Consider the following 25,294-nt stretch of genomic DNA (forward strand, 5'->3'; position numbering starts at 1 on the left):
GATGGCGAAACTCGTTACACAGCCCAACATTGCCGGTCCGGACGATTTTTATGCCGAGTTGCTGGCGCTGCATGACGGGCGCGACAAGGCCGAAAGCGACGCCATCAACGCGCGACTGATCCTGTTGCTGGCCAACCATATCGGCGATCGGAACGTGCTACACGAAGCGTTCGAGGCGGCGGCCGGCGACAAAAAATAAGCCGGCTACAGTTCGTAGCGCTGTTATGTCGACGAAGGCTCCGGCGGCTCGAACGGGCGCGTGCACACCACCAGCATGCGTGCCCCGTCGGGCCCGGCGGCGGCGTAAAGATGGCCGCGGCCCGAATCGAAATAGGCGCTCTCGCCGGTGGCCAGCGTGACGGGCTCCAGATCCTGGAAATGAATGGTCACGCTGCCCTCGATGACGAAGGCGAACTCCTCGCCGTCATGGCTGATGAAGCGGTCGAAGCGCATCGTCTCCAGCGGCCGCAACGTGCCCAGCATCGGCGTCATGCCCTTGTGCCACAGATCGGGAAACAGCATCTCGTAGGAATAGTTTTCCGTCTCGTGCAGGCGGAACTCACCGACACGCGACACCGCGACCTCGCCGGGGCGGAAGCGTTCGCCGTGTTCGGAAAACAGCGCCGACACGTCGACGCCGAGACCGTCGGCGAGCTGGCTGAAGCGATCATAGGTCAGCGCCATCAGGCCGCGCTCGACCTTCGATACGGTCGAGACGGCGAGCCGCGAACGTTTCGCCACCTCGGCCAGCGTCAGGCCGCGCTCGTGACGGATCTCGCGCAGCCGCTCGCCCATTCTGACCCGGCGGTCGGCCGGTTCGGTCAGTTTCAGGGCGCGTCGGTCTGTGGGTTTGTCCATCGGCGAAGTTTACGCGCGGCGCAGTGCGGCGTCCACAGATTTTCCGATAGGAAAATATCGATTTTCTTATCGGAAATTTCTTGCTACGGTTTTGACATTCGTCGGGCGACAGCCCGGGAGAGAGCTTTTGGGAGGAGGCTTGCGTGGCGGAGCGTTTGCCGCAAGACGTCGACATTGCCGTCATCGGCGCGGGCATTGCCGGCGCCTCGGTGGCGGCCGAACTGGCGGCAAGCGCGCGCGTGGCCTTGCTCGAGCGCGAGGCCCAGCCCGGTTATCACACCACCGGCCGCTCGGCGGCGTTGTTTTCGACGATTTACGGTCCCGCCCCGATCCGCGCCCTGTCGCGCGCCTCGGCCGGCTTCTTCGACGCGCCGCCGGACGGTTTCGCCGCCGGGCCGTTGCTGTCGCCGCGCGGCGTGATCATGATCGCCCGTCAGGACCAGCTTGGTTCCGTCGAGGCGATGTTGGCCGACCTGGCGCAAGGCAGCGCGGTCGCGCGGCTCGACGCTGCCGCGATCGCGGCGATGGTGCCGCTGCTGCGCCCCGGCTATGCCGTGGCCGCCGTGCACGAACCGGGCGCGCGCGACATCGACGTTGATGCGCTGCATCAGGGATATCTGCGCCGCTTTCGCGATCTCGGCGGTCGGCTCGTGACCGACGGCGGCGTTGACGCGCTGGCGCATGACGGCCGGGGCTGGCGCATCGACACTGCTCGCGGCGCCATCCGCGCCGGCACCGTGGTCAACGCCGCCGGCGCCTGGGCGGACGAGATCGCCGTGCTGGCAGGCGCGACCCCGGTCGGGCTGGTGCCCAAGCGCCGCACCGCGATGATCGTTTCGGCCCCGGAAGGAGTACCGGTGTCCGGCTATCCAACTGTCGTCGATATCGACGAAGAATTCTATCTGAAGCCGGAATCCGGCCGCCTGCTGATTTCGCCGGCCGACGAGGCGCCGTCGCCGCCCTGCGACGCCCAGCCGGAAGAAATCGATATCGCGATCTGTGTCGACCGGATCGAGCGGGCCTTCGACCTCAAGGTGACGCGCATCGACAACAAATGGGCTGGCCTGCGCAGTTTCGTCGCCGACAAGGTGCCCGTCGTGGGTTACGACCCGTCGGTGCCCGGCTTCTTCTGGCTGGCCGGGCAGGGCGGCTACGGCATCCAGTCCGCGCCGGCGCTGGCGCGCTGCGCGGCGGCGCTGGTGCTGCGCAACGACCCGCCGGCAGACATTGTCGACCACGGTCTCGATGTTCGCGCCCTTCGGCCCGAACGCCCGGCATGCCGCCGATGATCTGGCTCGTTCCGCTCGCCGCACTGGGACTTCTGGCGTCGGGTCTGGCGCTCGCCTACATCATCGGCGCCTCGGCGGTGCTTGTCTTCGTGGCGACCGACAATGCGCGCTATCTCGCCATCCTGCCGCAAAAAGTGTTCTCCCAGATCAGCGTCTTCGCGCTTCTGGCAATGCCGCTGTTCATCCTCGCCGGCGAAATCATGAACCGGGCCGGCGTCACCCGCGCGCTGATCGACCTGTCGATGGCGCTGGTCGGGCGCCTGCGCGGCGGGCTCGGCCACGTCAACATCATGACCAGCGTGTTCTTCGCCGGCATCTCCGGTTCGGCGGTGGCCGACGCGGCCGCGCTCTCCAACACGCTGGTGCCGGCGATGCGCGAGCGCGGCTACTCGGCCACCTATGCCGGCGCCATCACGGCGGCCTCCTCGATCATCGGGCCGATCGTGCCGCCCTCCATCATCCTGATCTTCTACGGCGCGCTGATGCAGACCTCCGTGGCGGCGCTGTTCATGGCCGGCATCCTGCCGGGGCTGCTTTTGACCGGGGCCTTGTTCGCGCTCAACGCCTGGTATGCCTGGCGAGACGACCATCCGCGCCTGGAGCGCGGCGAGGCACCCGCCTTCGGCCCGACCTTGGTCGGGGCCCTGCCGGCGCTCAGCCTGCCGCTGATCATTGTCGGCGGCATCGTCTTCGGCTGGATGACGCCGACGGAAGCCGCCGCGGTCGCGGTCGTCGCCGCGCTCGCCGCCGGCACCTTCTATACCGGCATCACCCGCCAAGGACTGCTGGAGGCACTGCGGCGCACGGCAACGCTTACCGGTTCGATCTTCATCATCCTGTGCGCCGTCGCGGCCCTCGGCCATCTGGCCGCGCTGGAGCGCATTCCCGAAGCGATCGCTAGGCTGGTCGCCGATCTCGGCCTCGGGCCGATCGGTTTCATGCTGGCCATGAACATCATCTTCATCGTTGCCGGCATGGTGCTCGACATCACCGTAGCGCTGGCGCTGCTGGTGCCGCTGCTCGCCCCGGTCGCGCTCGCCGGCGGTGCCGACCCGGTCCATCTCGGCATCGTGATCTGTTTCAATCTGTGCATCGGGCTGGTGTCGCCGCCGCTTGGCGGCTGCCTGCTGATCGTCTCGGCCGTCACCCGCGTCGGCTACTGGCAACTCGCGCGCGCCGTGATTCCCTTCGTCATTTTGGAGATGGTGGTGCTTGGCGCCATCATCGTCTTTCCGCAGATCAGTCTTGTCCTGCCCCGCGCCATGGGGCTGTGACGCAACAGGGCCGAACCGACAATAACGGCCAGAAAGGGAGGAGAACATGAAACTTCGACACTGGATCGGAAGCCTCGCGCTCGCTGCCGCCGTCGCCGTCGCGCCGCCGGTACTGGCGCAGACGGTCAAGGTGGCGCTCGACAGCCCGCCGGACCTCGAGCAGTCCGGCACTTACGTGTGGGCGCACGCCTTCGCGACCTATCTCAACGAGAACGGCATCGAAGCGGAGGAGTTCCAACGCGGCGCGCTGGGCGAGGAAGCCGAGCGCCTCGATCAGGTCAGCCAGGGCCTGCTTGAAGTCTCGATGTCGGACGTGAAATCGGCCGGCACGCTCGATACGCTGATCTACGGCGTCTATCTGCCTTATTTCTTCGACGATCTCGGCGAAGTCGACAAGGCGCTTTACGCGGGCGGGATGCTCGAGAAGATCAATGCCGGCACGACGCCCAAGGGCGTGCGGGTGCTTGGCGTTGCCCATCTCGGTCTTCCTGCCGGCATCTTCAACACCAAGAAGCCGGTTGCCGGCGTTGCCGACATGGCCGGGCTGCGCATGCGCGCGCTCGATGAAATCCAGATATCGCTGTTCGAGGCCTGGGGCTCGACCGGCACCATCGTAAGCTGGGCCGAGGTGCCGAACGCGCTCCAGACCGGGGTCGCCGACGGCTATATCAATCCGCCCTTCGTGCCGCTTCTGTTTGGTCATACCGGCTTCATCAAGCATTTCACCGATGCCGGCACGTCGCCCTCGGTCCGCCTCGCGATCGCGTCCGAGGACTGGTATCAGGGCCTGTCCGAGGAAGAGCGCCGGACGGTCGACGATGCCGTCAAGGCGGCCGACAAGGCCAATCGCGCCTGGCTTGAAAAGCGTTCCGGCATTCTGAGCGCGCTCGAGGAAGCCGGCATCGCCGTCACCCGCCTGACGCCGGAGGCGCGCGCCGAATTCCGCGAAAAGTCCCGGGCGGTCTACACCGCCGGTCCGGTCAGCGCCGATCAGCTCGCCATCTGGTCGGCGTCGCTGGGGCGCTGAGCGCATGCGGGCCGTGGCCGCCATTCTCGACCGGCTTTCGGCATCGCTCAACGCGGCCGCGCTATGGGGCGCGGTCGCGGCGGTGGTGGTGATGGTGCTCGCGGCGAGCTGGCAGGTCGTGGCCCGCTACATCCTGGCCGCGCCGCCGATCTGGACCGAGGAACTCGCCCGCTACGCCATGGTGTGGGCCGGCATGCTGGGCGCATCCTGCGCCTTTCGCGCCCATGCCGACCCGAACCTGTTTCCCGCCATGCGCGACAAGGCCGGCCCCGTCGGCGCGTTGATGGCGCTGGCGCGGCTTGCCGGCGTGGCCGTCTTTGCCGCGCCGGTTCTGTATTATTCGCTGTTTAGCGCCTCCGGCGACCCGACGCGCGGCTATCTCGCCCGCCTGGTCGGCCGCCATTCCGAGACGCTGGGCATCTCCATGGCCTGGTTCGGCCTCGCCATTCCGATCGCCTTTGCGCTGATCTTTCTTCATCTCCTGGCCGATTTCGCCGCCCGGCTGTCGGCCTTCGATCCCGACGAACAGCAGGACAGCACGCCGTGAAAAAAATCTTTATCGCCGGCCTCGCCACCGAGACCAACACGTTTTCGCCGATTCCGACCGGTCTGGCCTCGTTCGAGGAAACCTTTCTGAGCCGTGAGGCGACGCGGGAAACGCCCAACCTGTTTTCCGCGCCGCTGCATGTGTGGCGCCGCCGCGCCGAGGAACGCGGCTGGCAGGTGGTCGAAAGCCTCGCCGCCTTCGCCCAGCCGGCTGGGCTCACCATCGGCCCGGTCTACGAGGCCTTCCGCGCCGAAATCCTCGCCGACCTGCGCAAGGCGATGCCGGTCGACATCGTGCTCTTGTCGATGCACGGCGCGATGATCGCCCAGGGCTGCGACGATTGCGAGGGCGATCTGATGGCGCATATCCGTGAGCTCGTCGGCACGGAAGCGGTGATCGGGCTCGAGATCGACCCGCACAACCATCTCACCCCGTTGATGCTCGAATCCGCCGATCTGATCGTCTGCTACAAGGAATATCCGCACACCGATTCGCCCGACCGGGCCGAGGAACTGTTCACGCTCGCCGCCGATACCGCCGACGGCAAGATCCGGCCGGTCATGCGCGATTATGACTGCCGCATGATGGGCTCCTACCAGACGCCGAAGGAGCCGATGCGCGGTTTTGTCGACGCGATGATCGCCCGCGAGGGAAGCGGCGGCATCCTGTCCTTGTCGCTGGCGCACGGTTTTCCCTGGGGCGACCACCCGCTGGTCGGTACGCGCATGCTGGCGATCGCCGATGGCGACGCCGATCTGGCCGCCGCCACCGCGCGCGAATTCGGCGAGAAATTGTGGTCGATCCGCGAGGGGTTGCGCTCGGACTTCCCGTCGATCGACGCGGCGCTGGACCGGGCGAGCGCGTCCAACGGCAGCCCGGTGGTGCTGGCCGACTATGCCGACAATGCCGGCGGCGGCGCGCCCAGCGATGCCACCTTCGTCCTCCAGGAGGTGCTCAGGCGCGGGCTCAAGGACATCGTGCTCGGACTTTTCTGGGACCCGGGCGTGGTGCGCATGTGCCAGGAGGCCGGCGAGGGCGCGGTGATGCCGATCCGCCTCGGCGGCAAGGTCGGGCCGATGTCCGGCGACCCGGTCGACATCACCGTCACCGTCCGCAAGGCGGCCAGGAACCTGTCCCAGCCTATGGGCGAGACGCTGATGCCGATGGGCAACGTGGTCTGGCTGGAGGCCGACGGCGTGCATCTGGTCGTCAACGATCTGCGCACCCAGACCTTCCACCCCGAAGCCTTCACCCAGCTCGGCATAGATCTGGAAGCAATGCGCATCGTGGTGGTCAAGTCGTCGCAGCATTTTTACGCCGGCTTCGCCCCGATCGCCGCCGAGGTGATCCATATGGCGACCCCCGGCGCGATCGCCCCCGATTTCGCCGCCATTCCCTTCACCCGCAGAAAGGGCGATTATTGGCCCAAGGTGGAGAACCCGTTCGCATGACCAACCCGCTGATTGCCGACCGCGACCGTTTCGCCGCGCGCCATCCCGAACGGCGGGTGAGCCTGCGCGGCCGCGAATGGGGCGTGGTTGCGGCCGGCACCGAAGGCCCGGCTCTCGTCCTGATTCCCGGCACGCTGGGCCGCGCCGATATTTTCTGGCAGCAGATCGAGGCGCTGGCCGGTCGCGCCCGGGTGATCGCCGTCACCTATCCCGACAGCGGCGGCGTACGCGAATGGGGGGGCGACCTGGCCGAACTCCTGCGCCAGCGCGGCGTACGGGCGGCCACAGTGCTGGGCTCCTCGCTCGGCGGTTATCTCGCGCAGTATTTCGCCGCCGTTCACCCGGAACTGGTCAAGCGGTTGCTGGCCGCCAACACGCTTGGTTCGGTGGACGAGATCAAACAGTTCCCGCCCTATAATTCCGATCTCGACCACGGTCCGATTGCCGAGCTCAGGGCCGGCTTTGGGCGCGGCTTGACCGCGTGGGAAAAAACCCATCCCGACCAGGCCGATCTGGTCGCGCTGCTGATGGCCGAGCAGGGCGGACGCATTTCAGAACCCGAACTGCGCGCCCGGCTGAAGGCGCTGCGCGACGGACCCGATCTGCCGCCCGTTTCCCTGCCGCACGAGCGCATCGTCGCGATCGAGAGTGACGACGACCCGCTGCTGCCGCAGCCGCTGCGCGAGGCGCTGCGCGCGCGGCTCGACCCGGGCGTGTGTTACCGGTTCGCCTGGGGGGGCCATTTTCCTTACGTGGTTCGCCCGGCCGCCTATACCGGGCTTCTGGAAGAACAGCTCGATCTGGAGGTCACCGGCCAGGGTTGGGGCGAGGGGACGACGCGCCGGCAATGATCGTACTTTCCAATCTGAACGTTGCCGCCTGCCTGAAGATGGCCGATGCGATCGAGGTGGTGGAAACCGCGATGAAGGCGGTCTCCGCCGGTCAGGCCAATCTGCCGCTGCGCTCGCTCGTTAATGTCGGCGGCGACAACCGCATGGGCGTCATGCCCGGCGCGCTCCTGCCCGGCGTTGCCGGCCAGCCGGCCTGTTTCGGCATCAAGCTTCTGAGCCTTTTTCCGCAAAATCCCGATGCCGGGTATTCCTCGCACGAGGGCGCCTATGTGCTGTTTGAGGGCGAGCACGGCACGGCGATCGCGATGATGAACGCCGGGCTGATGACGGCGATCCGCACCGCCGCGGCCAGCGCGGTCGCCACCCGTGCGCTGGCGCGGCCAGATGCGCGCGTGCTGACCATCATCGGCGCCGGCGAACAGGCCGAGCATCATCTCGAGGCGATGATGTGCGTGCGCGATATCAGCCGGGTGCGCGTCGTCGGCCGGAGGATCAGGAATCGCGACGCCTTCATCGCCCGGGCCCGGGCGCGCTACGGCGAGGTTGCCATAGAGCCGGCTGACGACGTCAGAACCGCCGTCGCCGGCGCCGACATCGTCTGCACCGTCACCTCGTCGCCTGAGCCCGTTCTGAAGGGCGGCTGGATCGATCCCGGCACCCATCTCAACGTCGCCGGCGCGTCGGTGCCGTCGAGCCGCGAGGTTGACGAGGATATGGTCGCGCGCGCCACGCTGTTCGTCGATTACCGCGCCTCGACCTTCGCCCAGGCCGGCGAGGTCATCGCCGCGCTCGAAAGCGGCCGCATCGCCAGGGACCACGTGCGGGCCGAGATCGGCGAGGTGCTGGCCGGTGCGCATGGCGGCCGCGGCGCCGACGACGAGATCACGCTTTACCGTTCGCTCGGCGTCGCCGCGCAGGATCTGGCCGCCGCCTGGTACTGCATGGAGCGGGCGCGCGAGCGCGGTCTCGGCGTGACCGCGACGCTCTGACATCGTCCGGCGGCTGCGCTCCCGGTGGGCATGGCGAATGGTCGCGCTTTGCCTTCGCGCTGAAACCGATTATGAAGCGGCGCGAGGACGCCATTGTCTAATGGCGCGGTTTCGGCTGCCGACGGAGAAGTTCGCGCCATGACGACGATTATATCCAACCCCAAGCGCATCACCGTGTTCGGCGGATCCGGCTTTCTCGGCCGCCATGTCGTGCGCGCCCTCGCGCGGCGCGGCTATCTGGTACGCGTCGCCTGCCGGCGGCCCGACCTCGCCGGCCATCTGCAGCCGCTCGGCAATGTCGGTCAGATCCAAGCGGTCCAGGCCAATCTGCGCTATCGCTGGTCGGTCGACCGCGCGCTCGAGGGTTCCGACCACGCCGTCAATGCGGTCGGCATTCTGTTCGAATCCGGTCGCCAGCGCTTTTCGGCCGTCCAGGATTTCGGCGCGCGTGCGGTGGCCGAAGCAGCTCGCGCCGCCGGCATCGGCATGACCCAGATTTCTGCGATCGGTGCCGATCCCCAGTCCGAATCGATCTATGCCCGCTCCAAGGCGCTCGGCGAGCAGGCGGTGCGCGAGACCCTGTCCGACGCCGTTATCGTGCGTCCCTCGATCCTGTTTGGCCCCGAGGACGATTTCTTCAACCGTTTTGCCGGCATGGCCCGTTTTTCGCCGATCCTGCCCTTGGTCGGCGGCGGACACACCGGCTTCCAGCCGGTTTATGTCGCCGACGTCGCGGAAGTCGTGGCGCGTGCCGTCGACGGTAATCTGGCCGCTGGCACGACCTACGAGCTCGGCGGGCCGGAAGTGCTCAGCTTCCGCGAATGCATGGAAAAGATGCTTGAGGTGGTCGAGCGCAAGCGCATGTTCGTCGATTTGCCCTGGTCGCTGGCGCGCTTGCAGGCCTGGTTCCTCGAATTCATGCCGACCCCGCTTCTAACGCGCGACCAGATCACGCTGCTCCAGACCGACAACGTCGTTTCTGAAGCGGCGGTTGAGGACGGCCGCACGCTGGAAGGGCTCGGCATCCGGCCGCAGGCGCTCGACACCATCCTGCCGACCTATCTGTGGCGTTTTCGCAAGACCGGACAATTCGTGACCGGCAAGGTGGCCTGACCGGTCTTGGATCTGCCCTTCGCCCTGCTGCCGGACGGGTTTGGCATCGCGGCGGCGGCGATATTGGTGAGTGCCAGTTTCTTCACCTCGGCGCTGACGGCCGCTTTCGGTGTCGGCGGCGGCGTGGCCATGCTCGCGCTGATGGGCCAATTCATTCCCGTCGCCGCGCTGATACCCGTCCATGGAGCGGTTCAGCTCGGCTCCAACACCGGCCGGGCCTGGCATCAGCGGGCCAATGTGTATTGGGCAATCGCCGCCCCCTTCCTGATCGGCAGCGTGATCGGGGCGGCCGGCGGCGCCTTCTTCGTCGTGCAATTGCCCGACGCGCTGCTCAAGCTCGCACTTGGCCTGTTCATCATCGTGGTCACCTGGAGCCGCATTCCCGGCATCGGCCGGCTCGGGGCCGCCGGCTTGACGCTGGGCAGCGCGGTGCTGGCTTTCGTCACCATGTTCATGGGCGCGACCGGACCGTTGCTGTCGGCCTTCTTCGCCCAGCTTTTTCCCGACGACCGCAAGGCGCTGGTGGCCACGCACGCCGCCGGCATGACGGTCCAGCACGCGCTCAAGCTCGTCGTGTTCGGGCTCGCCGGGTTCGCCTTCTGGCGCTGGCTGCCGCTGATCGTGGCGATGATCGCCTCCGGCTATCTCGGCACGGTTTACGGCACGCGGCTGCTCGAGGCCCTGCCGGAAAAGGCGTTCCGCCAGGTCTTTCGGATTGGCATCACCCTTCTGGCGCTCGACATGATACGGCGCGGAGCGACGGCGCTTTTGTAAACGGCCCGAGCGCAAGCGCCGTAGCCTGAAAACGGGGCCGGATCGCGCTGTCGTCGGGTTTGCCGTGCTCGCGGTCTATCCCCAGACAAGAAGCGCGACCAGGCCGATGGAGCCGACGACCAGCCGCCACCAGCCGAACAGCCGGTAGCCGTGCCTGGAGACGTAGTCGAGCAGGTAGCGCACGACGATCACCGCCATAATGAAGGCCATGACGAAGCCGACCGCTATGATCGGCAGGTCGGATGCCGACAGCACGTCGCGGTTTTTGTACAGGTCGAAGACGAAGGCGCCGGCCATGGTCGGCATCGCCAGAAAGAAGGAAAACTCCGCCGCCGAGCGCTTGTCGGCGCCCATCAGCAGCGCGCCGACAATCGTCGCGCCGGAGCGCGAGGTGCCTGGGATCATCGCCAGGCACTGGAACAGGCCGATCTTGAGGCAAAGGCCGGGCGGATAGTCCATTACGTCGGAGTAGCGCGGCTCGAGGGCCAGGCGGTCGACCCAGAGCAGGATCACGCCGCCGACGATCAGCATGATGCAGATCAGCATCGGCGTCTCGAACAGCACCGTCTTGATGAACCCGTGTGCGGCCGCGCCGACGATGGCAGCCGGCAGGAAGGCGATCAGGATGCCGGCGACGAAGCGTCTTGTGCGGGCGTCGCTTGGAAAGTCGACGAGAAGCCGCAGCAGCCGGGTGAAATAGACGCTGAGAATGGCCAATATGGCGCCGAGCTGGATCAGCACCTCGAACGCCTTGCCGGTCGATTCGAAGCCGAGGAAATGGCCGGCGAGCAGAATATGGCCGGTGGAGGACACCGGTATGAACTCGGTCAGCCCTTCCAGAAGGCCGAGCATCGCCGCGTCCACAATCGTTTGCTGTGCCATGAAATTCTCCGGCTCGTCTTCCGGGCGCCGCCTTGCGCGTCCTAGTGTGTGCCCCTAAGAGACTGGCCTTTGACGCGACCTTGCCGGAGGCGCGGGAGATTTAGCGCGCCGGTCTTCAAAAGGCCATAGGCCGGGGCCAGTCGTCATGCGGGTTTTGGAGCGCGACATGAGAAATGATCTCCCAGATGCGGCATCGAGAGGGCGGAAGGGGGAGGTCCCTTCCATGCCGGCGCGCTTCCGTCATGGCCAATTGTGGCCATATCCTTGCGCAACGCGTTAGCTTTCGGCTTGCGCGCAGCCTGTCCCGGACTTGCCGGCGGCAAGTTCCGAGCTCCGAACCTAAACGTCGATTGGCCCCCTAACGCACAGTTCGAATCATGCTGACACTGTTTCATCACCCGCTGGTCGCTTCCTGCCGCTACGTGCGCCTGTCCTGCGCCGAATATGGCGAGGAACTGCAACTGATCGACGAAAAGCCGTGGCTACGGCGCCCGGAACTGCTCGAAATGAACCCCGCCGGAACCCTGCCGGTGCTGCTCGCCGAGGGCGACACGCCGATCGTTGGCGCGGGCGTGATCGCAGAATATCTCGACGAGACGCGCGGCGCGCTGATGCGTGAGCGCCGGCTCTACGGCGACGACCCGTTCACGCGCGCCGAGGTCCGCCGCCTGGTCGACTGGTACCTGGTCAAGACCGACAACGAGGTGACCCGCCATCTGGTGCGCGAGCGCGCCTTCAAACCGCTAATGACCAGTATGCAGGGCGGCGGCTCGCCCGATTCGGCGGCGATCCGTGCCGCGCGCGCCAATGTGAAGCCGCACATGAAATACACCAACTGGCTGGCCGGCACGCGCGACTGGCTGGCCGGCGACCGGCTGTCCTATGCGGATCTTGCCGCCGCCGCCGCGCTGTCGGTACTGGATTATCTCGGCGAGGTGCCGTGGGAGGATTATCGCGCCGCGCGCGACTGGTACGGGCGCATCAAGTCCAGACCGTCCTTCCGTCCGCTGCTCGCCGACCGCGCGCCGGGCCTGTCGCCGGTGTCGCACTACGCCGATCTGGATTTTTGATCATGGGCCAGACCGCGCGGCCGGCGAAGAGCCCCTTGCGGACCTTCCTCGATCGCGAGGCGGCAGCAGCCGGGTTCGATCTCGTGCGCGTGGTGCGGCCCGACGCCGTGCCCGAATTGCCGCAGCGGCTGCGGCAATTCGTCAAGGACGGTCATCACGCGACGATGGGCTGGCTCGCCGAACGCATGGAGGCGCGCGCCGACCCGCGCCGGCTTTGGCCGGAGGTCCGCTCGGTAATCATGCTGGCGATGAATTACGGGCCGGACCACAACCCGCTCGACGATCTCGCGCGGACCTCGCACGGGGTGATTTCGGTCTACGCGCAAAACCGCGACTATCACGACGTCGTCAAGGGCAAGCTCAAGCAGCTTGCCGGCAAGCTGGCCGCGCGCGCCGATGCCGACGTCAAGGTGTTCGTTGACACCGCGCCGGTGATGGAAAAGCCGCTGGCTGCCGCGGCAGGCCTCGGCTGGCAGGGCAAGCACACCAATATGGTCAGCCGCAGCCATGGCTCGTGGCTCTTCCTCGGCTCGATCTTCACCACGACCTTTCTGGAAGCCGATGCCGCAGAAAGCGATCACTGCGGACGCTGCAGCGCCTGTCTCGACATCTGCCCAACCAACGCCTTTCCCGCGCCCTACCGGCTCGATGCGGGCCGTTGCATCTCCTATCTCACAATCGAGCATCACGGTCCGATCCCGCGCGCACTGCGTCCGGCGATCGGCAACCGCATCTATGGTTGCGATGATTGTCTGGCGGTCTGTCCGTGGAACAAGTTCGCGCAGAGCGCCTCCGAAGCCAAGCTGGCCGGCCGGGCCGACCGGCGCGCGCCGGCTTTGCGCGACTTGCTGGCGCTCGACGACGCGGCCTTTCGCAGCCTGTTCTCCGGTTCGCCGGTCAAGCGCACCGGGCGCGACCGTTTCGTGCGCAACGCGCTGGTTGCGGCCGGCAATTCGGGCGACGCCGCGCTGGTGCCGGCCTGCCGACGCCTGCTCGACGACGCCGCGCCGGTGGTGCGCGGCGCCGCTGTGTGGGCGTTGTCGCGGCTTCTGCCGGCGCGGGATTTTCTCGCACTTGCCGCCGAACGCGCCGCCGATGCCGACCAAAGCGTGCGCGAGGAATGGCAGGCGGCGCGCACGGCCGCGCGCACCGGAAACGACAGGGAGTTCGCATGAGGCTGATGATCTTCGGCGCCGGCTATTCCGGCCGCGCCATTGCACGACATATGCGCGCCGAAGCCGAGTGGATCGCCGGCACCACACGCGCGCGGGAAAATTTCGACCGGCTGCGCGCTGCCGGGATCGAGCCGCTGGTCTTCGACGGTGAAACGTCCGATCCGGAATTGCGCGAACGTCTGTCACAGGCAACGCATCTCGTCGTTTCGATCGCGCCCAAGGGCGCGGCCGATCCGGTTCTGGCTGCGTTCGCCGACTTCGTCCGACGCGACATGCCGGAACTCGCCTGGATCGGCTATTTGTCGACCATCGGCGTTTATGGCGACCATGACGGTGCCTGGGTCGACGAGGACACCGCGCCACGGCCGGTTTCGCCGCGTTCGGTCGCGCGCGTGGCGGCGGAAGAGGCCTGGCTGGCGCTCGGCCGCGAACGGAGCGTCCCGGCCGCCATATTGCGGCTTTCGGGGATTTACGGTCCCGGCCGCAACGCGCTCTTGAACCTGTCGAAAGGCACGGCCCGGCGCCTGGTCAAGCGCGGCCAGGTCTTCAACCGCATCCATGTCGCCGACATCGCCGGCGCCACCGCCCATCTCGCGCGCGGCGCCCGGGACGGCCTCTTCAACATCACCGACGACGAGCCGGCGCCGCCGCAGGACGTGGTGGAATTCGCGGCCGAGATAATGGGCGTGGCGCCGCCGCCGGAAATCCCGTTCGCGGAAGCCGAACTGACGCCGATGGCGCGTTCCTTCTGGGCCGAGACCAAGCGGGTGTCGAACGCGCGCATCAAGGCGACGGGCTATCGCTTTGCCTATCCCGATTACCGCGCCGCGTTGACGGGGCTGTGGCGGGACGGAGCTTGGGATATCGAACCGGGCGCCTGAGCGGCGGCGTCGCGTCGCCACCGACGCCATGCTATGATTCGCGCAATATCGGGCGGCGATACCGGGAGCGCATGATGACTTTGACGGCTTTTTTCCGCGCCAGCGCGGCGGCGGCCCTTGTCGCCGCCGTGGCGACGACGCCAGGACAGGCCGCCGAACCGCTGGCCAAGGAGCTGTTCGGCGCCAAGCGCCTGCCCGCCGCGACCGCGCCCAAAACCTGGGGCTTCTATTCCAAGGGCTGTTTTTCCGGCGGCGTCGCGATCGCCGTCGACGGTCCCAACTGGCAGGCCATGCGCGTGTCGCGCAACCGTCGCTGGGGCCATCCGCAGATGATCCGGCTGATCGAAAGACTGTCGCGCGAGGCGGCGGCCGATGGCTGGCCCGGCCTTCTGGTCGGCGACATCTCGCAGCCGCGCGGCGGCCCGATGCTGACCGGCCACGCCTCGCATCAGATGGGGCTCGACGCCGATATCTGGCTGACGCCGATGCCTGATCGGCGCCTTACCGCCAGCGAGCGCGAAAATATGAGCGCGACCTCGGTGCTGAAGAAGGGCTCGCTCTACGTCGACGACCGCATCTGGACGCCGGCCCATGCGGCTTTGCTCGAGCGGGCCGCAAGCTACCGGGAGGTCGAGCGCATTCTGGTTCATCCCGGCATCAAGAAGAAGCTCTGCGACACGGTGACCGGCAACCGCGCATGGCTGTCCAAGATCAGACCGTTCTGGGGCCATCATTATCATTTCCATGTCCGTATCGGCTGTCCCGACGGCTCGACCGGCTGCCGCAGCCAGAAGCCACCGCCGGCGAGCGATGGCTGTGACAAATCGCTGGCCTGGTGGTTCACGGAGGAGCCGTGGCGCCCGGCCAAGGGCCCGGCCAAACCCAAGGCGCGCGACGTTATGGTAATGAAGGACCTGCCGGCCGCGTGTCGCCATGTGCTGGAGGCGCCGGCGCCGGTGTCCGAGGCCGCCGTGACTATCGGCGGAAGCGATGCCGTCACGGCGCCGCCGATCGCCGCCAGCGCCTTCGCCGCTACGCCGCGCCGCGAAATTCCCCTGCCCGAGCCGCGCCCGCGCCGCTGAGCCAGGTAATACGCGGCTTTTCAACGACCAGGGCTTGTCCTAAACTTTTTAAACCGGTTTAAGGAACCGAACGGACCGGCGGGAAGGAATCCAGACGTGTCTGACAGGCTGCGTCTTGCGCTGATCGCGCATGACAAAAAGAAGGATGAGCTGGTTGCATTTGCGCGCCGGCACCGCGCGCGGCTTGCCGCCTGCGAGCTTTACGCCACCGGAACCACCGGAGGGCGGATCGTCGAGGCCTGCCCGGCGCTGTCCGTCACGCGCGTGAAGAGCGGTCCGCTCGGCGGCGACCAGCAGATCGCCGCGCTGATCGCGGAAGGCGGCATCGACGCGCTGGTGTTTTTCGTCGATCCGCTGACGGCGATGCCGCACGATGTCGACGTCAAGGCGCTGATGCGGCTCGCGATCGTCTATGATATTCCCATGGCGCTCAACCGGTCGACCGCCGAAGCGGTTCTCGGCCGGCCGCGGGCACCCGGTAGCGATGATCCAGCTTCGGAAACGGACGGCAGGTAGGACGACATGCCCATTGCGGAGGATGCCGATACGGTTCTCAAATTCCCGATCCTGATCGGCGACATCGGCGGCACCAATGCCCGCTTCGCTATCCTGATCGATTCCTATGCCGAGCCGAAGCAGTTCCCGATCGTGCAGACGGCCGATTTCGCCACGATCGACGAAGCCATCCAGGCTTCGATCCTGGACCGCACCTCGATCATTCCACGCTCGGCCGTGCTGGCCGTCGCCGGTCCGATCGACGGCGACGAGATTGCACTGACCAATTGCGACTGGGTGGTGCGGCCGAAGGCGATGGCGGCCGCGCTCGGTCTCGAGGATATCGTGCTGCTGAACGATTTTGAGGCTCAGGCGCTTGCCGTGATTGCGCTTGGCGAGGAGCATATGGTCAAGATCGGCGGGGGTGAGGTCGAGCCCAATGCCGGCCGGATCGTGCTCGGCCCTGGCACCGGCCTCGGTGTCGCCGGCCTGGTCCATGCCTGCCATACCTGGATCCCGGTGCCTGGAGAGGGTGGGCATGTCGACATGGGCCCGCGCACCGCGCGCGATCTCGAGGTCTATCCGCATCTGGAGCCGATCGAGGGGCGAATCTCGGCCGAACAGCTTTTGTGCGGCCGCGGCCTCGTCAATCTCTACGGAGCGGTCGCGGCGGCGGACGGCAAACAGGCGCAACTCGCTACTCCGGCGGAGATCACGGCCGCCGCGCTCGACAAAAGCGATCCCGTCGCCGAGGAGGCGCTGTCGATGTTCGTGGTTGGCCTCGGTCGGCTCGCGGGCGATCTGGCGCTTGTCTTCATGAGCCGCGGCGGTGTCTATCTGACCGGCGGAATTGCCCAGAAGATCGTTCCGGCGCTGAAGGAGCCGGCGTTTCGTGCGGCCTTCGAGGACAAGGCGCCGCACAGTGAGTTGCTTGGGCAGATCCCGGTTTTCGTCATCACCCATCCGCTGGCCGCGCTCACCGGTCTGGCCGCCTATGCGCGCACGCCCGCCCGGTTCGGGGTCGAGATCGACAGCCGCCACTGGCATATCCAGTAAGGTCGCGGCGGCGCCGGCTTGACGCCGGTGTTGCAGCGAAGGCATAGGCATTGTCCGGCGATGACGCTAAGAGGGGCGCTCCCCGTCGGCAGGCGGGTTGCGCCTCCGTCGACCGCGATCCCGCGGCCGGCCGGCGGCGCGCTTAACTCCCGGACGGCCAACGGCCTTCCACCCGCCGCAACGATCGGAACCGCACGTGACGTCACAGGGATTGCACAGGCCATCGATCGATCCCGGCGAAGTCGTCGCGATCCTGCGCCGCGTGATACGCGAGAACGGGCGCGAATATCTGCCGCATTACGGCTTCGCTGTGCTGTGCCTGATCGCGGTCGCCGGCACGACCGCATTCGTCGCGTGGATCATGAAGGATGTCGTCGACAGCATCTTCAACGACCGCCGCTACGACCTGATCGTGCTGATCTGCGGCAGCATCGCCGCCGCTTTCATCCTGCGTGGGCTGGCCACCTACGGGCAGGCCGTGCTTCTCGCCAAGATCGGCAACAATCTCGTGGCGCGTTACCAGAGGCGGCTGTTCGACCATCTGATGCGCCTTGGCGTCGATTTTTTCGCCGACACCCGTTCGGGCCAGCTTGCCGCGCGTATCAACGAAAACGTCAACGGTATCCGCGATCTCCTGTCGATGACCCTGACGTCGCTCGCCCGCGACGCCGTCTCGCTGGTGGCGCTGGTCATCGTCATGATCATCCAGGACCCCGTCCTGTCGCTGGTGGCCTTCCTCATCGGTCCGCCGCTGATCTACACCGTCAACCGGCTGATGCGCCGGCTGCGGCGCGTGACGCGCGAATCGGTCGAGATCAACGCCCATCTGATCGGCGCCATGCAGGAAGCGGTGCAGGGTGTCGCCATCGTCAAGGCCTTCACGATGGAAGGACAGCTTTCGGCCCGACTGTCGCGGCTGATCGACGACGCCGAATACCGAGCCAACAAGATCGCCCGGGTTTCGGAGCGCACCACCCCGATCGCCGAGATCCTGGCCGGTTTCGCGGTGGCGGGCGTGATCGCCTATGCCGGCTATCGCACCGCCTTCGAGCAGGAGCCGCCGGGCGCGGTGATCTCCTTCATCACCGCGTTGCTGCTCGCCTATGATCCGGCACGCCGCCTCGCCCGCGTCCAGGTCAATCTCGAAAGGTCGCTCGTCAATGCGCGCATGATCTACGAGATACTCGACATAGAGCCGCGCCAGCGCGATCGCGTGGATGCGCCGGCGCTGGCCGTTGCAGGCGGCGGGGTGCGTTTCGACAAGGTCACCTTCGGCTACATACCGGATAATCCGGTCCTGACGGATGTCAGTTTCGTCGCGGCGCCTGGTCGAAAGACGGCCATTATCGGGGCCTCCGGTGCCGGCAAGACGACAGTGATCGCGCTCCTGCAGCGTTTCTACGATGTGTGGGACGGCACGATTTCGATCGACGGCCAGGACATATCCGGCGTGACCAAGCAATCGTTGCGCCAGTCGATCGCCTATGTCTCCCAACAACCTTACCTGTTCGAAGGCTCGATCCGCGACAATATCCGGTACGGTCGTCCGGATGCCAGCGACGGCGAGATCGAGGCGGCGGCGCGCCAGGCTCATGCCGACATTTTTATCGCCGCCTTGCCGCGCGGTTACGATACGCAGGTGGGCGAAAACGGCATGACCTTGTCGGGTGGCCAGCGCCAGCGCCTGTCGATCGCGCGGGCAATCGTGCGCAACGCGCCGATCCTGCTGCTTGACGAGGCGACATCGGCGCTGGACAGCGAATCGGAGGCGCGCGTCCAGCAGGCGCTCGAAACCGTGATGGAGGGCCGCACCACCATCGTCATCGCCCACCGGCTCTCGACTGTCGTCAACGCCGACCATATTGTCGTGCTCGAAGCCGGTCGCCTGGTCGAGGAGGGCACGCACAAGCAATTGATGCGCAACCGCGGCGGGCTTTATCACCGCTTCAACCAGATGCAGGGCACCAAGGATCTGGAACTCGTGCGCGACGTCGCCGGTAAGCCCGCAACCGCGACCGCGCGCAGGAAATCGGCGGAGAGCAAGTCGTGAGCGCGATGAAACTGGTCGTTGTCGGCGCCGCCGGCCGCATGGGGCAGACCCTGATCCGGGTCATTCGCCAGACCGAGGGGGTCCGGCTTTCCGGCGCGGTGGAAAGGGCGGGCTCGCCCTTCATCGGCCGCGACGCGGGCGAACTGGCCGGTATCGGTATGCTCAATGTCGCGATCCGCGACGACCCGCTGCCGGTATTTGCCGAGGCGGACGGTGTCCTCGACTTCACCGTGCCGGCGGCCACTGTCGAGTTCGCAGGTTATGCCGCGCAGGCCCGCATCGCCCACATCATCGGCACGACGGGCTGCGCGCCCGACGATGAGGCCGCGATCGCTGCCGCCGCCCGCCACGCCACGATCGTCAAATCGGGCAATATGAGCCTGGGCGTCAATCTGCTAGGCGTGTTGGTGCGCCAGGCAGCCGCGGCGCTGGACGAGGATTTCGACATCGAGATCGTCGAGATGCATCACCGTCACAAAGTGGACGCGCCTTCGGGCACGGCGTTGCTGCTCGGCGAGGAGGCCGCCTCGGGGCGCGGCATCGCGCTGGACGAGCACAGCGTGCGGGTGCGTGACGGCCATACCGGTCCGCGCCCGAACGGCGCGATCGGTTTCGCGACCTTGCGCGGTGGTTCCGTGGTCGGCGAACACCAGGTGATACTGGCCGGCGAGGGCGAGCGGATCGCGCTGTCGCATCTGGCCGAAGACCGTACCATCTTCGCCCGTGGCGCGGTCAAGGCGGCGCTCTGGGCGCATCGCCGCAAACCTGGCCTCTATTCCATGCTCGATGTTCTGGGGCTCGAGGGGCGATGAGCTCGCACTGGATCGGCACGGCTGCGGCGGTGCATGTGCGCATTGCGGTCGAAGGCGGGTTCGCGATGTTCTCGCATGGCGAAAAGGCGGCTGTCGCCAGGACCCTGCCCGGCGACTGGATCGCCTATTATTCGCCGCGCGAAGGGTACAGGGAAGGGGCCGAGTTGCGCGCCTTCACCGCCATCGGTCAGGTCCTGCCCGGCGATCCGGGCGAGCGCGAGATGGTAGCCGGCCATATCGGCTGGTACCGCCCGGCGCGCTGGCTCGCGCAGGCGCAACCGGCCGATATCTATCCGCTCCTCGACCGGTTCTCCTTCGTCAGAAACCGTCGGCACTGGGGCATGTATTTCCGCAAATCGCTGTTTTCGATCGACGCGGCCGATTTCGCGCAAATCGCCGTGGCAATGCGTGTCGGCGATCAGTTTTCGCAATCGGCAAGCCAATAGGGAGACCCCATGTCAGGCACACTCGTCCTCGTTCGCCACGGCCAGAGCGAATGGAATCTCAAAAACCTTTTCACCGGCTGGCGCGACGTCGACCTGACCGAAAAAGGCCATGGCGAGGCCAAGGCGGCCGGCGCGCTCTTGAAGGCGCGCGGCACGACGTTCGACATCGCCTTCACCTCGGTGCTGATGCGGGCGCAGAAGACCTGCCAGCATATCCTCGATGCCGTCGGCCAGGGCGAGCTAAAGACCGAGCGTGACCTGGCGCTCAATGAGCGCGACTATGGCGACCTGGCCGGGCTCAACAAGGATGACGCGCGCGCCAAATGGGGCGAGGAGCAGGTGCATATCTGGCGCCGGTCCTATGACGTTCAGCCGCCCGGCGGTGAAAGCCTGCGCGACACCGGCGCCCGTGTATGGCCGTATTACATGCACGTCATCCAGCCGCATGTGCTGCGCGGCGAAACCGTTCTGGTTGCCGCGCACGGCAACTCGCTGCGTGCCCTGATCATGGCGCTCGACGGGCTGAAGCCGGAGGAGGTGGTGAAGCTGGAACTTGGCACCGGCGTTCCTATCGTCTACCGGCTGAATGCCGATTCGACCGTGGCGTCGAAGGAGATTCTTGAATAGCGCCGGCGACCGGCTGATACGCTGCCGGCCTGGCGCGATCCGAGGCCCTTTGACATCGCGCGCGCTCAGCGCAGCGCGCGCATGGCCTTGCTGGCACCGGCGGCTCCGTCGGGACGCACGCCGCCCATAGCTGCGAACTGGAAATCGAGAACGGCCTTCGTCAGGCCAGAAAACGCCGCCGCGAGATCGGGTTCCGCCGCCGAGGCGGCTACAGGCGCGGGCCTGGCTGGCGGACGCGGCAGCGCGCGCGCTTTGCGGCCTTGCGCCGGCCGCTGGGTAAGATCGATCATGCCGGCCGCTTCCAGGTTTTCGAACCGCAGCCCGGCGTTGAACTTGCGCGCCAGCGCCTTCATCGCCTGGTTCTGGGGGTGGGTGGTCACGTACAGACTGACATGGCCGAGCGCGACCGCGCGCTCGATGAGGCGCTCGAACAGTCGGCTGCCGATGCCGCGATGCTGCAGCGAGCGTTCGACGCTGAACGCGATCTCGGCCGATTTTTTGGGCGCGTCGGCGCGTTCGTGCAGTTCGGCCGCGCCGCGCATGGTTCCGCCCGCGAAATAGCCGATCACCAGCGCCCGCTTGTCAAAACAGCGGGCGGCATAGGACATCACGAAGCGGTCGTCGGTCACCCCGTTGAAGCGATCGCGCCGGCTCGATGCGTCGAGGCGCAGCAGATGCTCACGGAAAAGGGGTAGATCGCGCGGCGAAAGCACGCGGATCGTGCCGGCCGGAGACGGAAGCGGGTGGCGCCTGGCCATGTGTCAAACATCCTCGCGGTATTCCTCCCCGAGTCGTCGACTCTTTGCATGGCACGCATATTGTGCGCCGCACACAAAAGAACAAGGCGCCGGCGCCGTTTCAGCCACCCGTTCGCGAATTTCTGATGCCTGCATGATGCATGGCTCGCGCCGCCCGCGAACTGGTTGCCTGCCGCCGTGTCGATGTCAGAATTTGTAGCCGATCCGCGCGGTCACCGTATCGAGGCGCGCGTCGATCAGCGTGTTGTCGAATTCCTCGAAATCGAAATGCGTATATTGCAGGCCGAGCAGGATATTGTTCGTCAGCGCGTAATCCACATTGGCGCCGAGGGTCCAGCCCCAATCCTGCAACCTGATATTGGTCGTGGCATAGACGGCGCCGCCATGGGCCGACACGAGCAGCCTGTCCATCGCATAGCCGGCGCGCAGCTTGGCCGCTACCGCGTCGTTGGCGTAGATTTTGAACGGCGCGCGCTCGAAGCGGATGTCGAGATTGGTGTATTCGACCTCCGCGCCCACCACCACGGAGCCGAACTGATGCAAATAGCCGGCATGGGCGCCGACGACCCAGTCCTCGCCATGGTCGGGGAAGGGCGGGACGAAGGATCTGTCGACATCGTTCATCCATGAATAGCCGACGCTGGCGCCGACATAGGCGCCCGTCCATCCGAAACGCTCGGGATTGATCTCGGGGGCCTCGATGATATCGAGATCGGCCGCCGAAGCGGCGCCGACGGTCGCGAGCAGAAAAAGGCAAGAAAAGGCCTTGCGCATGGAAAGGCTCCCTAACGATCCATAAACCATGTTTGGAAAGATACGTGCTTATGGTTTCCGATTGCTTAACGGCCAACGGCGCGCGTGAAGCCTTGTTTACGTTCTCTCAAAACTTGCGGCGCAAAATTGCCTGTCAATCGGGGACGAGGGTCGACAAATGGAAATTCTGCGCAGACTCGACGCGCTGCTGGAGTGGCTGACGCCACCGCAATACCGCAACGACCTGCACGTGCAGAAGCGCGTGCGCATGTTTCTGATCAGCCATATGTTCGGGCCGATCCTGGGCGCGCCGATCCCGGCCTTTCTCTACATCGCCGACCCCAGCCCATGGCCGCACGTGCCTCTGCTCGCTGCCTCGATCACGGCGTTCTGGTTATTTCCCATCGCGCTGAAACTGCTGCCGAACCATTATACGGGGCTGGCGCTCTTGTCGGTCTTCAACCTAAATTTCGCGATCCTGTGGGGGTCGTACCACTATGGCGGGGCGAGTTCGCCCTTCCTGATGTGGCTGCTAGTCATGCCTTTGCTGGCGTTTTTCTACCTCGGCTCGAACATGAACACCCGCATCATCATCTTCGCGCAGATCGCGTTCGGGCTCGCCTCCTTCTATGCCGCCTTCCTGCTCGAGAACTCCTTCCCCTCGCATATCCCCGTCCAGGACATGGTCGAGATCGGCGTCATCTCCGCGTTCTGCGCCGCGACCTACGTCTTCTTCATGGCGAGCTACTATTCGCGGGTGGTCGATTCCCAGTCCGAACTCCTGAAGGAAATCGATCGACATCAGGACACGATGAAGATGCTGCGGGCCTCCAAGGAGGAGGCCGAGCGCGCCAACGGCGCGAAGTCGGAATTCCTGGCCAAGATGAGCCACGAGCTGCGCACGCCGCTTAACGCGGTGCTCGGCTATTCGGAGATTCTGCTTGAAGACGCCGAGCTTGAGGGGCGCGGCGAGGACATCGCCGACCTGCAGAAGATCAGCGCCGCCGGCAAGCATCTTCTCGCCATGGTCAACGACATCCTCGACATCTCCAAGATCGAGGCGGGCAAGATGGAACTCAATATCGAACCTATCGATCTTCCCGACCTCATTGACGAAATCGAGGCGACGGGCCGGCCGCTCGCCGCCAAGAACACCAATGCCTTCATCGTCGATCGTGCAGCGGATCTGGGCGCCATGAACGCCGACGCCACCAAACTGCGCCAGACGATCTTCAACCTTTTGAGCAATGCGGCCAAATTCACCCAGAATGGCGAGATCACGTTCTCGGCCCGCCGCGAGCGCCGTGGCGGAGCCGACTGGCTGGTGATCAGCGTCAAGGACACCGGCGCGGGTATCGCGCGCGAGCAACAGGCCAATCTGTTCTCCAATTTCGCCCAGGCCAATCCGGCGATCACGGCGAAATATGGCGGCACCGGTCTCGGCCTGTCGCTGAGCCAGAATTTGTGCCGCCTGATGGGCGGCTGGATCTCTGTCGAAAGCGAGCTCGGCAAAGGCTCCTGCTTCACCATCCACCTCCCCGCAGGCACGGAGGCGCAAGCCGACGCTGGCGAGCAGGAGATGCTTGCCGATGCGGTCGCTGGAACCCGCGAGCGCAAGGCGGGCTTTGCTGGTTTGTCGAGCGCCGAGGGCGCAGCGCGGCAGAAGATCCTGATCGTCGACGACGATGTGGTGTTCCTGGAACTTGCCGAGCGTATGCTCGTCAAGGAGGGCTTCAGCCCGGTCTGCACCGACGCCCCGGAATCGGTCCTGCAGATCGCGCGCACGGTCATGCCGGCAGCCATCCTGATCGACATCCAGATGCCGGGACTCAATGGGTGGGACGTGCTCGACACGCTGCGTTCCGACCCGGTCACCACGTCGATCCCGGTCTTCATGCTGTCGATCTACGAGGAGCGTCACAAAGCGCGTGAAAACGGCGCCTCGGGCCTGATCTCCAAGCCGCTCGACATCAACAAGCTGAAATCCGCGATGCGCTCCGCGCACGAGCAGCAAGCCGACGCCGCGCCCGCCCGCGCGACGGGCTAGCCAAATAGAGGCGATCATGACCCTGATTCTCATTGTCGAAGACAATCCCATCAATCGCGATGTTCTCGGCCGCCGGCTCGAACGACGCGGCTACAACATACGCTTCGCCGAGGATGGCCCGGCCGGCGTCCAGGCGGCGGGAGACGTGATGCCCGACGTCATCTTGATGGATATCGGCCTCGGCGAGATGGATGGCTGGGAGGCGACGCGGCGCATCAAGGCCGATCCGCGCACCGAAGCCATCCCCATCATCGCGCTGACGGCGAGTGCATTCGAATCCGACCGTGTCAAAAGTCTTGAGGCCGGCTGTTGCGATTTCGACACCAAGCCCGTTGACCTGCCGCGGCTGCTGGGAAAGATCGAAGGCAGTCTGCAGGCCCGCGCGCGCTCGCGCGCAGCCGACAGCGCAGCCTGACTGACCGGGCCCGCTGTCGCTCACATCAACCGGTCGCCTGCCCTCCGCCCCGCATCCAGCGTCATGGCGGAAGCGCTTCGATCAGCGGCTCCAGGCAAGCTCTGTTTCGAAATCCGCGTCCAGCCTTGCGGCGCAATACGCCAACGGCCGAAGTCGCGGGCGGTCAGGCGGCGGCTACAACCTCCCGCGACAACAGCATGGCGCGCAATTTCTGGAAATCGAGCGGTTTCTGTTGCACGTAGGGTACTTTGAGGCCAAGCGCCTCGGCTCTGGCCTGGGTCTGCAGGAGGACATCCTCCTGCTCGCCGCTGACTATCAGGATGCTGCCTGTGAACCCGGCCTGCGAAAGCAGGCGCATCAGGTCGAGCGCGTCCAGGTTCGGCATGTTGATGTCGAGCGCCATGATGTCGGGCGACAGCGCTCGCGCGATGTTCAACACACCGCGCGAGTCGGAGGTTGCGAAGGCTTCATAGCCGCAACGCTCGGCCACGCGCACGATGAGTTCGGCCGAGGCCGCGTCGTCGTCGACGGCGAGCAGACGCAGGGAGTGCGTAGGACGGCGGTTCATGCCC

The 25,294-nt window shown here is 66.1% G+C and carries 27 protein-coding genes; 22 read left to right on the top strand and 5 right to left on the bottom strand.

What is annotated here, in order from left to right:
• The first annotated feature begins 1 nt into the window (after position 1).
• On the top strand, positions 2-199 hold the full coding sequence (locus GN330_RS12285) for a DUF2783 domain-containing protein (protein ID WP_156713008.1): 198 nt from the start codon (positions 2-4) through the stop codon (positions 197-199).
• Between the two features lie 23 nt (positions 200-222).
• Here the strand turns inward: GN330_RS12285 and GN330_RS12290 are convergent, their stop codons facing one another.
• Entirely contained in the window at positions 223-858 is a 636-nt protein-coding gene (locus tag GN330_RS12290) for a helix-turn-helix domain-containing protein (protein WP_156713009.1), read from the bottom strand.
• A gap of 143 nt (positions 859-1,001) precedes the next feature.
• On the opposite strand from GN330_RS12290, the gene GN330_RS12295 reads away from it, so the two are divergent.
• The 9 genes from GN330_RS12295 (at position 1,002) to GN330_RS12335 (ending at position 10,173) form a co-directional block, all read left to right on the top strand.
• Entirely contained in the window at positions 1,002-2,147 is a 1,146-nt protein-coding gene (locus tag GN330_RS12295) for an NAD(P)/FAD-dependent oxidoreductase (protein ID WP_343040615.1), read from the top strand.
• The gene (locus tag GN330_RS12300; protein ID WP_343040616.1) at positions 2,135-3,421 is read left to right on the top strand and encodes a TRAP transporter large permease; all 1,287 of its coding nucleotides are present in this window, start codon (positions 2,135-2,137) and stop codon (positions 3,419-3,421) included. Before GN330_RS12295 ends, GN330_RS12300 begins: the two co-directional genes overlap by 13 nt.
• Before the next feature lie 46 nt (positions 3,422-3,467).
• A complete protein-coding gene (locus tag GN330_RS12305; protein ID WP_156713010.1) occupies positions 3,468-4,448 on the top strand; it encodes a TRAP transporter substrate-binding protein in 981 nt (326 codons plus the stop codon).
• 4 nt (positions 4,449-4,452) lie between these two features.
• On the top strand, positions 4,453-4,995 hold the full coding sequence (locus GN330_RS12310) for a TRAP transporter small permease (protein WP_156713011.1): 543 nt from the start codon (positions 4,453-4,455) through the stop codon (positions 4,993-4,995).
• Positions 4,992-6,446 carry a M81 family metallopeptidase gene (locus tag GN330_RS12315; RefSeq protein WP_343040617.1) on the top strand — a complete coding sequence of 485 codons (1,455 nt, stop codon included), beginning with the start codon at positions 4,992-4,994 and terminating at the stop codon, positions 6,444-6,446. Before GN330_RS12310 ends, GN330_RS12315 begins: the two co-directional genes overlap by 4 nt.
• A complete protein-coding gene (locus GN330_RS12320) occupies positions 6,443-7,297 on the top strand; it encodes an alpha/beta fold hydrolase (RefSeq protein WP_156713013.1) in 855 nt (284 codons plus the stop codon). Before GN330_RS12315 ends, GN330_RS12320 begins: the two co-directional genes overlap by 4 nt.
• Complete coding sequence (locus tag GN330_RS12325; RefSeq protein ID WP_156713014.1) at positions 7,294-8,286, top strand: ornithine cyclodeaminase family protein; 993 nt, start codon at positions 7,294-7,296, stop codon at positions 8,284-8,286. The genes GN330_RS12320 and GN330_RS12325 overlap by 4 nt, the downstream gene beginning before the upstream one ends.
• Positions 8,287-8,424: 138 nt before the next feature.
• Positions 8,425-9,399 carry a complex I NDUFA9 subunit family protein gene (locus GN330_RS12330; RefSeq protein WP_156713015.1) on the top strand — a complete coding sequence of 325 codons (975 nt, stop codon included), beginning with the start codon at positions 8,425-8,427 and terminating at the stop codon, positions 9,397-9,399.
• 6 nt (positions 9,400-9,405) lie between these two features.
• Positions 9,406-10,173, top strand: coding sequence for a sulfite exporter TauE/SafE family protein (locus GN330_RS12335; RefSeq protein WP_156713016.1), 768 nt, complete (start codon positions 9,406-9,408; stop codon positions 10,171-10,173).
• Between the two features lie 75 nt (positions 10,174-10,248).
• Here the strand turns inward: GN330_RS12335 and GN330_RS12340 are convergent, their stop codons facing one another.
• A complete protein-coding gene (locus GN330_RS12340; protein WP_156713017.1) occupies positions 10,249-11,055 on the bottom strand; it encodes an undecaprenyl-diphosphate phosphatase in 807 nt (268 codons plus the stop codon).
• 377 nt (positions 11,056-11,432) lie between these two features.
• On the opposite strand from GN330_RS12340, the gene GN330_RS12345 reads away from it, so the two are divergent.
• From GN330_RS12345 to GN330_RS12390, 10 genes are all read left to right on the top strand, one after another.
• Positions 11,433-12,125 (top strand): glutathione S-transferase family protein, encoded by a 693-nt coding sequence (locus GN330_RS12345; RefSeq protein ID WP_156713018.1) that lies wholly within the window; start codon positions 11,433-11,435, stop codon positions 12,123-12,125.
• A 2-nt stretch (positions 12,126-12,127) separates the two neighbouring features.
• Positions 12,128-13,300 carry a tRNA epoxyqueuosine(34) reductase QueG gene (queG, locus tag GN330_RS12350; protein WP_156713019.1) on the top strand — a complete coding sequence of 391 codons (1,173 nt, stop codon included), beginning with the start codon at positions 12,128-12,130 and terminating at the stop codon, positions 13,298-13,300.
• Entirely contained in the window at positions 13,297-14,181 is an 885-nt protein-coding gene (locus GN330_RS12355; RefSeq protein WP_156713020.1) for an SDR family oxidoreductase, read from the top strand. The genes queG and GN330_RS12355 overlap by 4 nt, the downstream gene beginning before the upstream one ends.
• Positions 14,182-14,252: 71 nt before the next feature.
• A complete protein-coding gene (gene mepA, locus GN330_RS12360; protein WP_156713021.1) occupies positions 14,253-15,263 on the top strand; it encodes a penicillin-insensitive murein endopeptidase in 1,011 nt (336 codons plus the stop codon).
• Between the two features lie 96 nt (positions 15,264-15,359).
• A complete protein-coding gene (locus GN330_RS12365; protein WP_343040619.1) occupies positions 15,360-15,779 on the top strand; it encodes a methylglyoxal synthase in 420 nt (139 codons plus the stop codon).
• A gap of 6 nt (positions 15,780-15,785) precedes the next feature.
• Positions 15,786-16,814: a glucokinase gene (locus GN330_RS12370; RefSeq protein ID WP_156713022.1), complete on the top strand. Its 1,029-nt coding sequence runs from the start codon at positions 15,786-15,788 to the stop codon at positions 16,812-16,814.
• A gap of 196 nt (positions 16,815-17,010) precedes the next feature.
• Positions 17,011-18,864, top strand: a complete 1,854-nt coding sequence (locus tag GN330_RS12375) for an ABC transporter ATP-binding protein (RefSeq protein ID WP_343040620.1) — start codon at positions 17,011-17,013, stop codon at positions 18,862-18,864.
• A gap of 5 nt (positions 18,865-18,869) precedes the next feature.
• Positions 18,870-19,676: a 4-hydroxy-tetrahydrodipicolinate reductase gene (dapB, locus tag GN330_RS12380; RefSeq protein ID WP_156713725.1), complete on the top strand. Its 807-nt coding sequence runs from the start codon at positions 18,870-18,872 to the stop codon at positions 19,674-19,676.
• Positions 19,673-20,122 (top strand): EVE domain-containing protein, encoded by a 450-nt coding sequence (locus GN330_RS12385; RefSeq protein WP_156713024.1) that lies wholly within the window; start codon positions 19,673-19,675, stop codon positions 20,120-20,122. Before dapB ends, GN330_RS12385 begins: the two co-directional genes overlap by 4 nt.
• A gap of 9 nt (positions 20,123-20,131) precedes the next feature.
• Positions 20,132-20,749: a 2,3-bisphosphoglycerate-dependent phosphoglycerate mutase gene (locus GN330_RS12390; RefSeq protein WP_156713025.1), complete on the top strand. Its 618-nt coding sequence runs from the start codon at positions 20,132-20,134 to the stop codon at positions 20,747-20,749.
• Positions 20,750-20,814: 65 nt separating this feature from the next.
• Here GN330_RS12390 and GN330_RS12395 read toward each other — a convergent pair whose 3' ends face one another.
• Positions 20,815-21,507 (bottom strand): GNAT family N-acetyltransferase, encoded by a 693-nt coding sequence (locus GN330_RS12395; RefSeq protein WP_156713026.1) that lies wholly within the window; start codon positions 21,505-21,507, stop codon positions 20,815-20,817.
• Between the two features lie 186 nt (positions 21,508-21,693).
• On the bottom strand, positions 21,694-22,281 hold the full coding sequence (locus GN330_RS12400) for an outer membrane protein (RefSeq protein WP_197435146.1): 588 nt from the start codon (positions 22,279-22,281) through the stop codon (positions 21,694-21,696).
• A 157-nt stretch (positions 22,282-22,438) separates the two neighbouring features.
• Between GN330_RS12400 and GN330_RS12405 the strand changes: the two genes are divergently transcribed.
• Together GN330_RS12405 and GN330_RS12410 are read left to right on the top strand one after the other, a co-directional pair.
• The gene (locus tag GN330_RS12405; protein ID WP_156713028.1) at positions 22,439-24,307 is read left to right on the top strand and encodes an ATP-binding response regulator; all 1,869 of its coding nucleotides are present in this window, start codon (positions 22,439-22,441) and stop codon (positions 24,305-24,307) included.
• Between the two features lie 16 nt (positions 24,308-24,323).
• Positions 24,324-24,722 (top strand): response regulator, encoded by a 399-nt coding sequence (locus GN330_RS12410; protein WP_156713029.1) that lies wholly within the window; start codon positions 24,324-24,326, stop codon positions 24,720-24,722.
• 163 nt (positions 24,723-24,885) lie between these two features.
• Here the strand turns inward: GN330_RS12410 and GN330_RS12415 are convergent, their stop codons facing one another.
• The gene (locus tag GN330_RS12415; RefSeq protein ID WP_156713030.1) at positions 24,886-25,290 is read right to left on the bottom strand and encodes a response regulator; all 405 of its coding nucleotides are present in this window, start codon (positions 25,288-25,290) and stop codon (positions 24,886-24,888) included.
• Between the last annotated feature and the right edge of the window lie 4 nt (positions 25,291-25,294).

Origin of the sequence: Nitratireductor arenosus, from assembly GCF_009742725.1 — a bacterium.
GTDB classification, from domain to species: Bacteria; Pseudomonadota; Alphaproteobacteria; order Rhizobiales; family Rhizobiaceae; genus Mangrovimarina; species Mangrovimarina arenosa.

Excerpts from the sequence above, each read along its gene's own strand:
- GN330_RS12285 (WP_156713008.1), top strand. The coding sequence starts at position 2 with ATGGCGAAACTCGTTACACAGCCCAACATTGCCGGTCCGGACGATTTT.
- GN330_RS12290 (WP_156713009.1), bottom strand. The coding sequence starts at position 858 with ATGGACAAACCCACAGACCGACGCGCCCTGAAACTGACCGAACCGGCC.
- GN330_RS12300 (WP_343040616.1), top strand. The coding sequence starts at position 2,135 with ATGCCGCCGATGATCTGGCTCGTTCCGCTCGCCGCACTGGGACTTCTG.
- GN330_RS12305 (WP_156713010.1), top strand. The coding sequence starts at position 3,468 with ATGAAACTTCGACACTGGATCGGAAGCCTCGCGCTCGCTGCCGCCGTC.
- GN330_RS12310 (WP_156713011.1), top strand. The coding sequence starts at position 4,453 with ATGCGGGCCGTGGCCGCCATTCTCGACCGGCTTTCGGCATCGCTCAAC.
- GN330_RS12320 (WP_156713013.1), top strand. The coding sequence starts at position 6,443 with ATGACCAACCCGCTGATTGCCGACCGCGACCGTTTCGCCGCGCGCCAT.
- GN330_RS12325 (WP_156713014.1), top strand. The coding sequence starts at position 7,294 with ATGATCGTACTTTCCAATCTGAACGTTGCCGCCTGCCTGAAGATGGCC.
- GN330_RS12330 (WP_156713015.1), top strand. The coding sequence starts at position 8,425 with ATGACGACGATTATATCCAACCCCAAGCGCATCACCGTGTTCGGCGGA.
- GN330_RS12340 (WP_156713017.1), bottom strand. The coding sequence starts at position 11,055 with ATGGCACAGCAAACGATTGTGGACGCGGCGATGCTCGGCCTTCTGGAA.
- GN330_RS12345 (WP_156713018.1), top strand. The coding sequence starts at position 11,433 with ATGCTGACACTGTTTCATCACCCGCTGGTCGCTTCCTGCCGCTACGTG.
- queG (WP_156713019.1), top strand. The coding sequence starts at position 12,128 with ATGGGCCAGACCGCGCGGCCGGCGAAGAGCCCCTTGCGGACCTTCCTC.
- GN330_RS12355 (WP_156713020.1), top strand. The coding sequence starts at position 13,297 with ATGAGGCTGATGATCTTCGGCGCCGGCTATTCCGGCCGCGCCATTGCA.
- mepA (WP_156713021.1), top strand. The coding sequence starts at position 14,253 with ATGATGACTTTGACGGCTTTTTTCCGCGCCAGCGCGGCGGCGGCCCTT.
- GN330_RS12370 (WP_156713022.1), top strand. The coding sequence starts at position 15,786 with ATGCCCATTGCGGAGGATGCCGATACGGTTCTCAAATTCCCGATCCTG.
- dapB (WP_156713725.1), top strand. The coding sequence starts at position 18,870 with ATGAAACTGGTCGTTGTCGGCGCCGCCGGCCGCATGGGGCAGACCCTG.
- GN330_RS12385 (WP_156713024.1), top strand. The coding sequence starts at position 19,673 with ATGAGCTCGCACTGGATCGGCACGGCTGCGGCGGTGCATGTGCGCATT.
- GN330_RS12390 (WP_156713025.1), top strand. The coding sequence starts at position 20,132 with ATGTCAGGCACACTCGTCCTCGTTCGCCACGGCCAGAGCGAATGGAAT.
- GN330_RS12395 (WP_156713026.1), bottom strand. The coding sequence starts at position 21,507 with ATGGCCAGGCGCCACCCGCTTCCGTCTCCGGCCGGCACGATCCGCGTG.
- GN330_RS12400 (WP_197435146.1), bottom strand. The coding sequence starts at position 22,281 with ATGCGCAAGGCCTTTTCTTGCCTTTTTCTGCTCGCGACCGTCGGCGCC.
- GN330_RS12405 (WP_156713028.1), top strand. The coding sequence starts at position 22,439 with ATGGAAATTCTGCGCAGACTCGACGCGCTGCTGGAGTGGCTGACGCCA.
- GN330_RS12410 (WP_156713029.1), top strand. The coding sequence starts at position 24,324 with ATGACCCTGATTCTCATTGTCGAAGACAATCCCATCAATCGCGATGTT.
- GN330_RS12415 (WP_156713030.1), bottom strand. The coding sequence starts at position 25,290 with ATGAACCGCCGTCCTACGCACTCCCTGCGTCTGCTCGCCGTCGACGAC.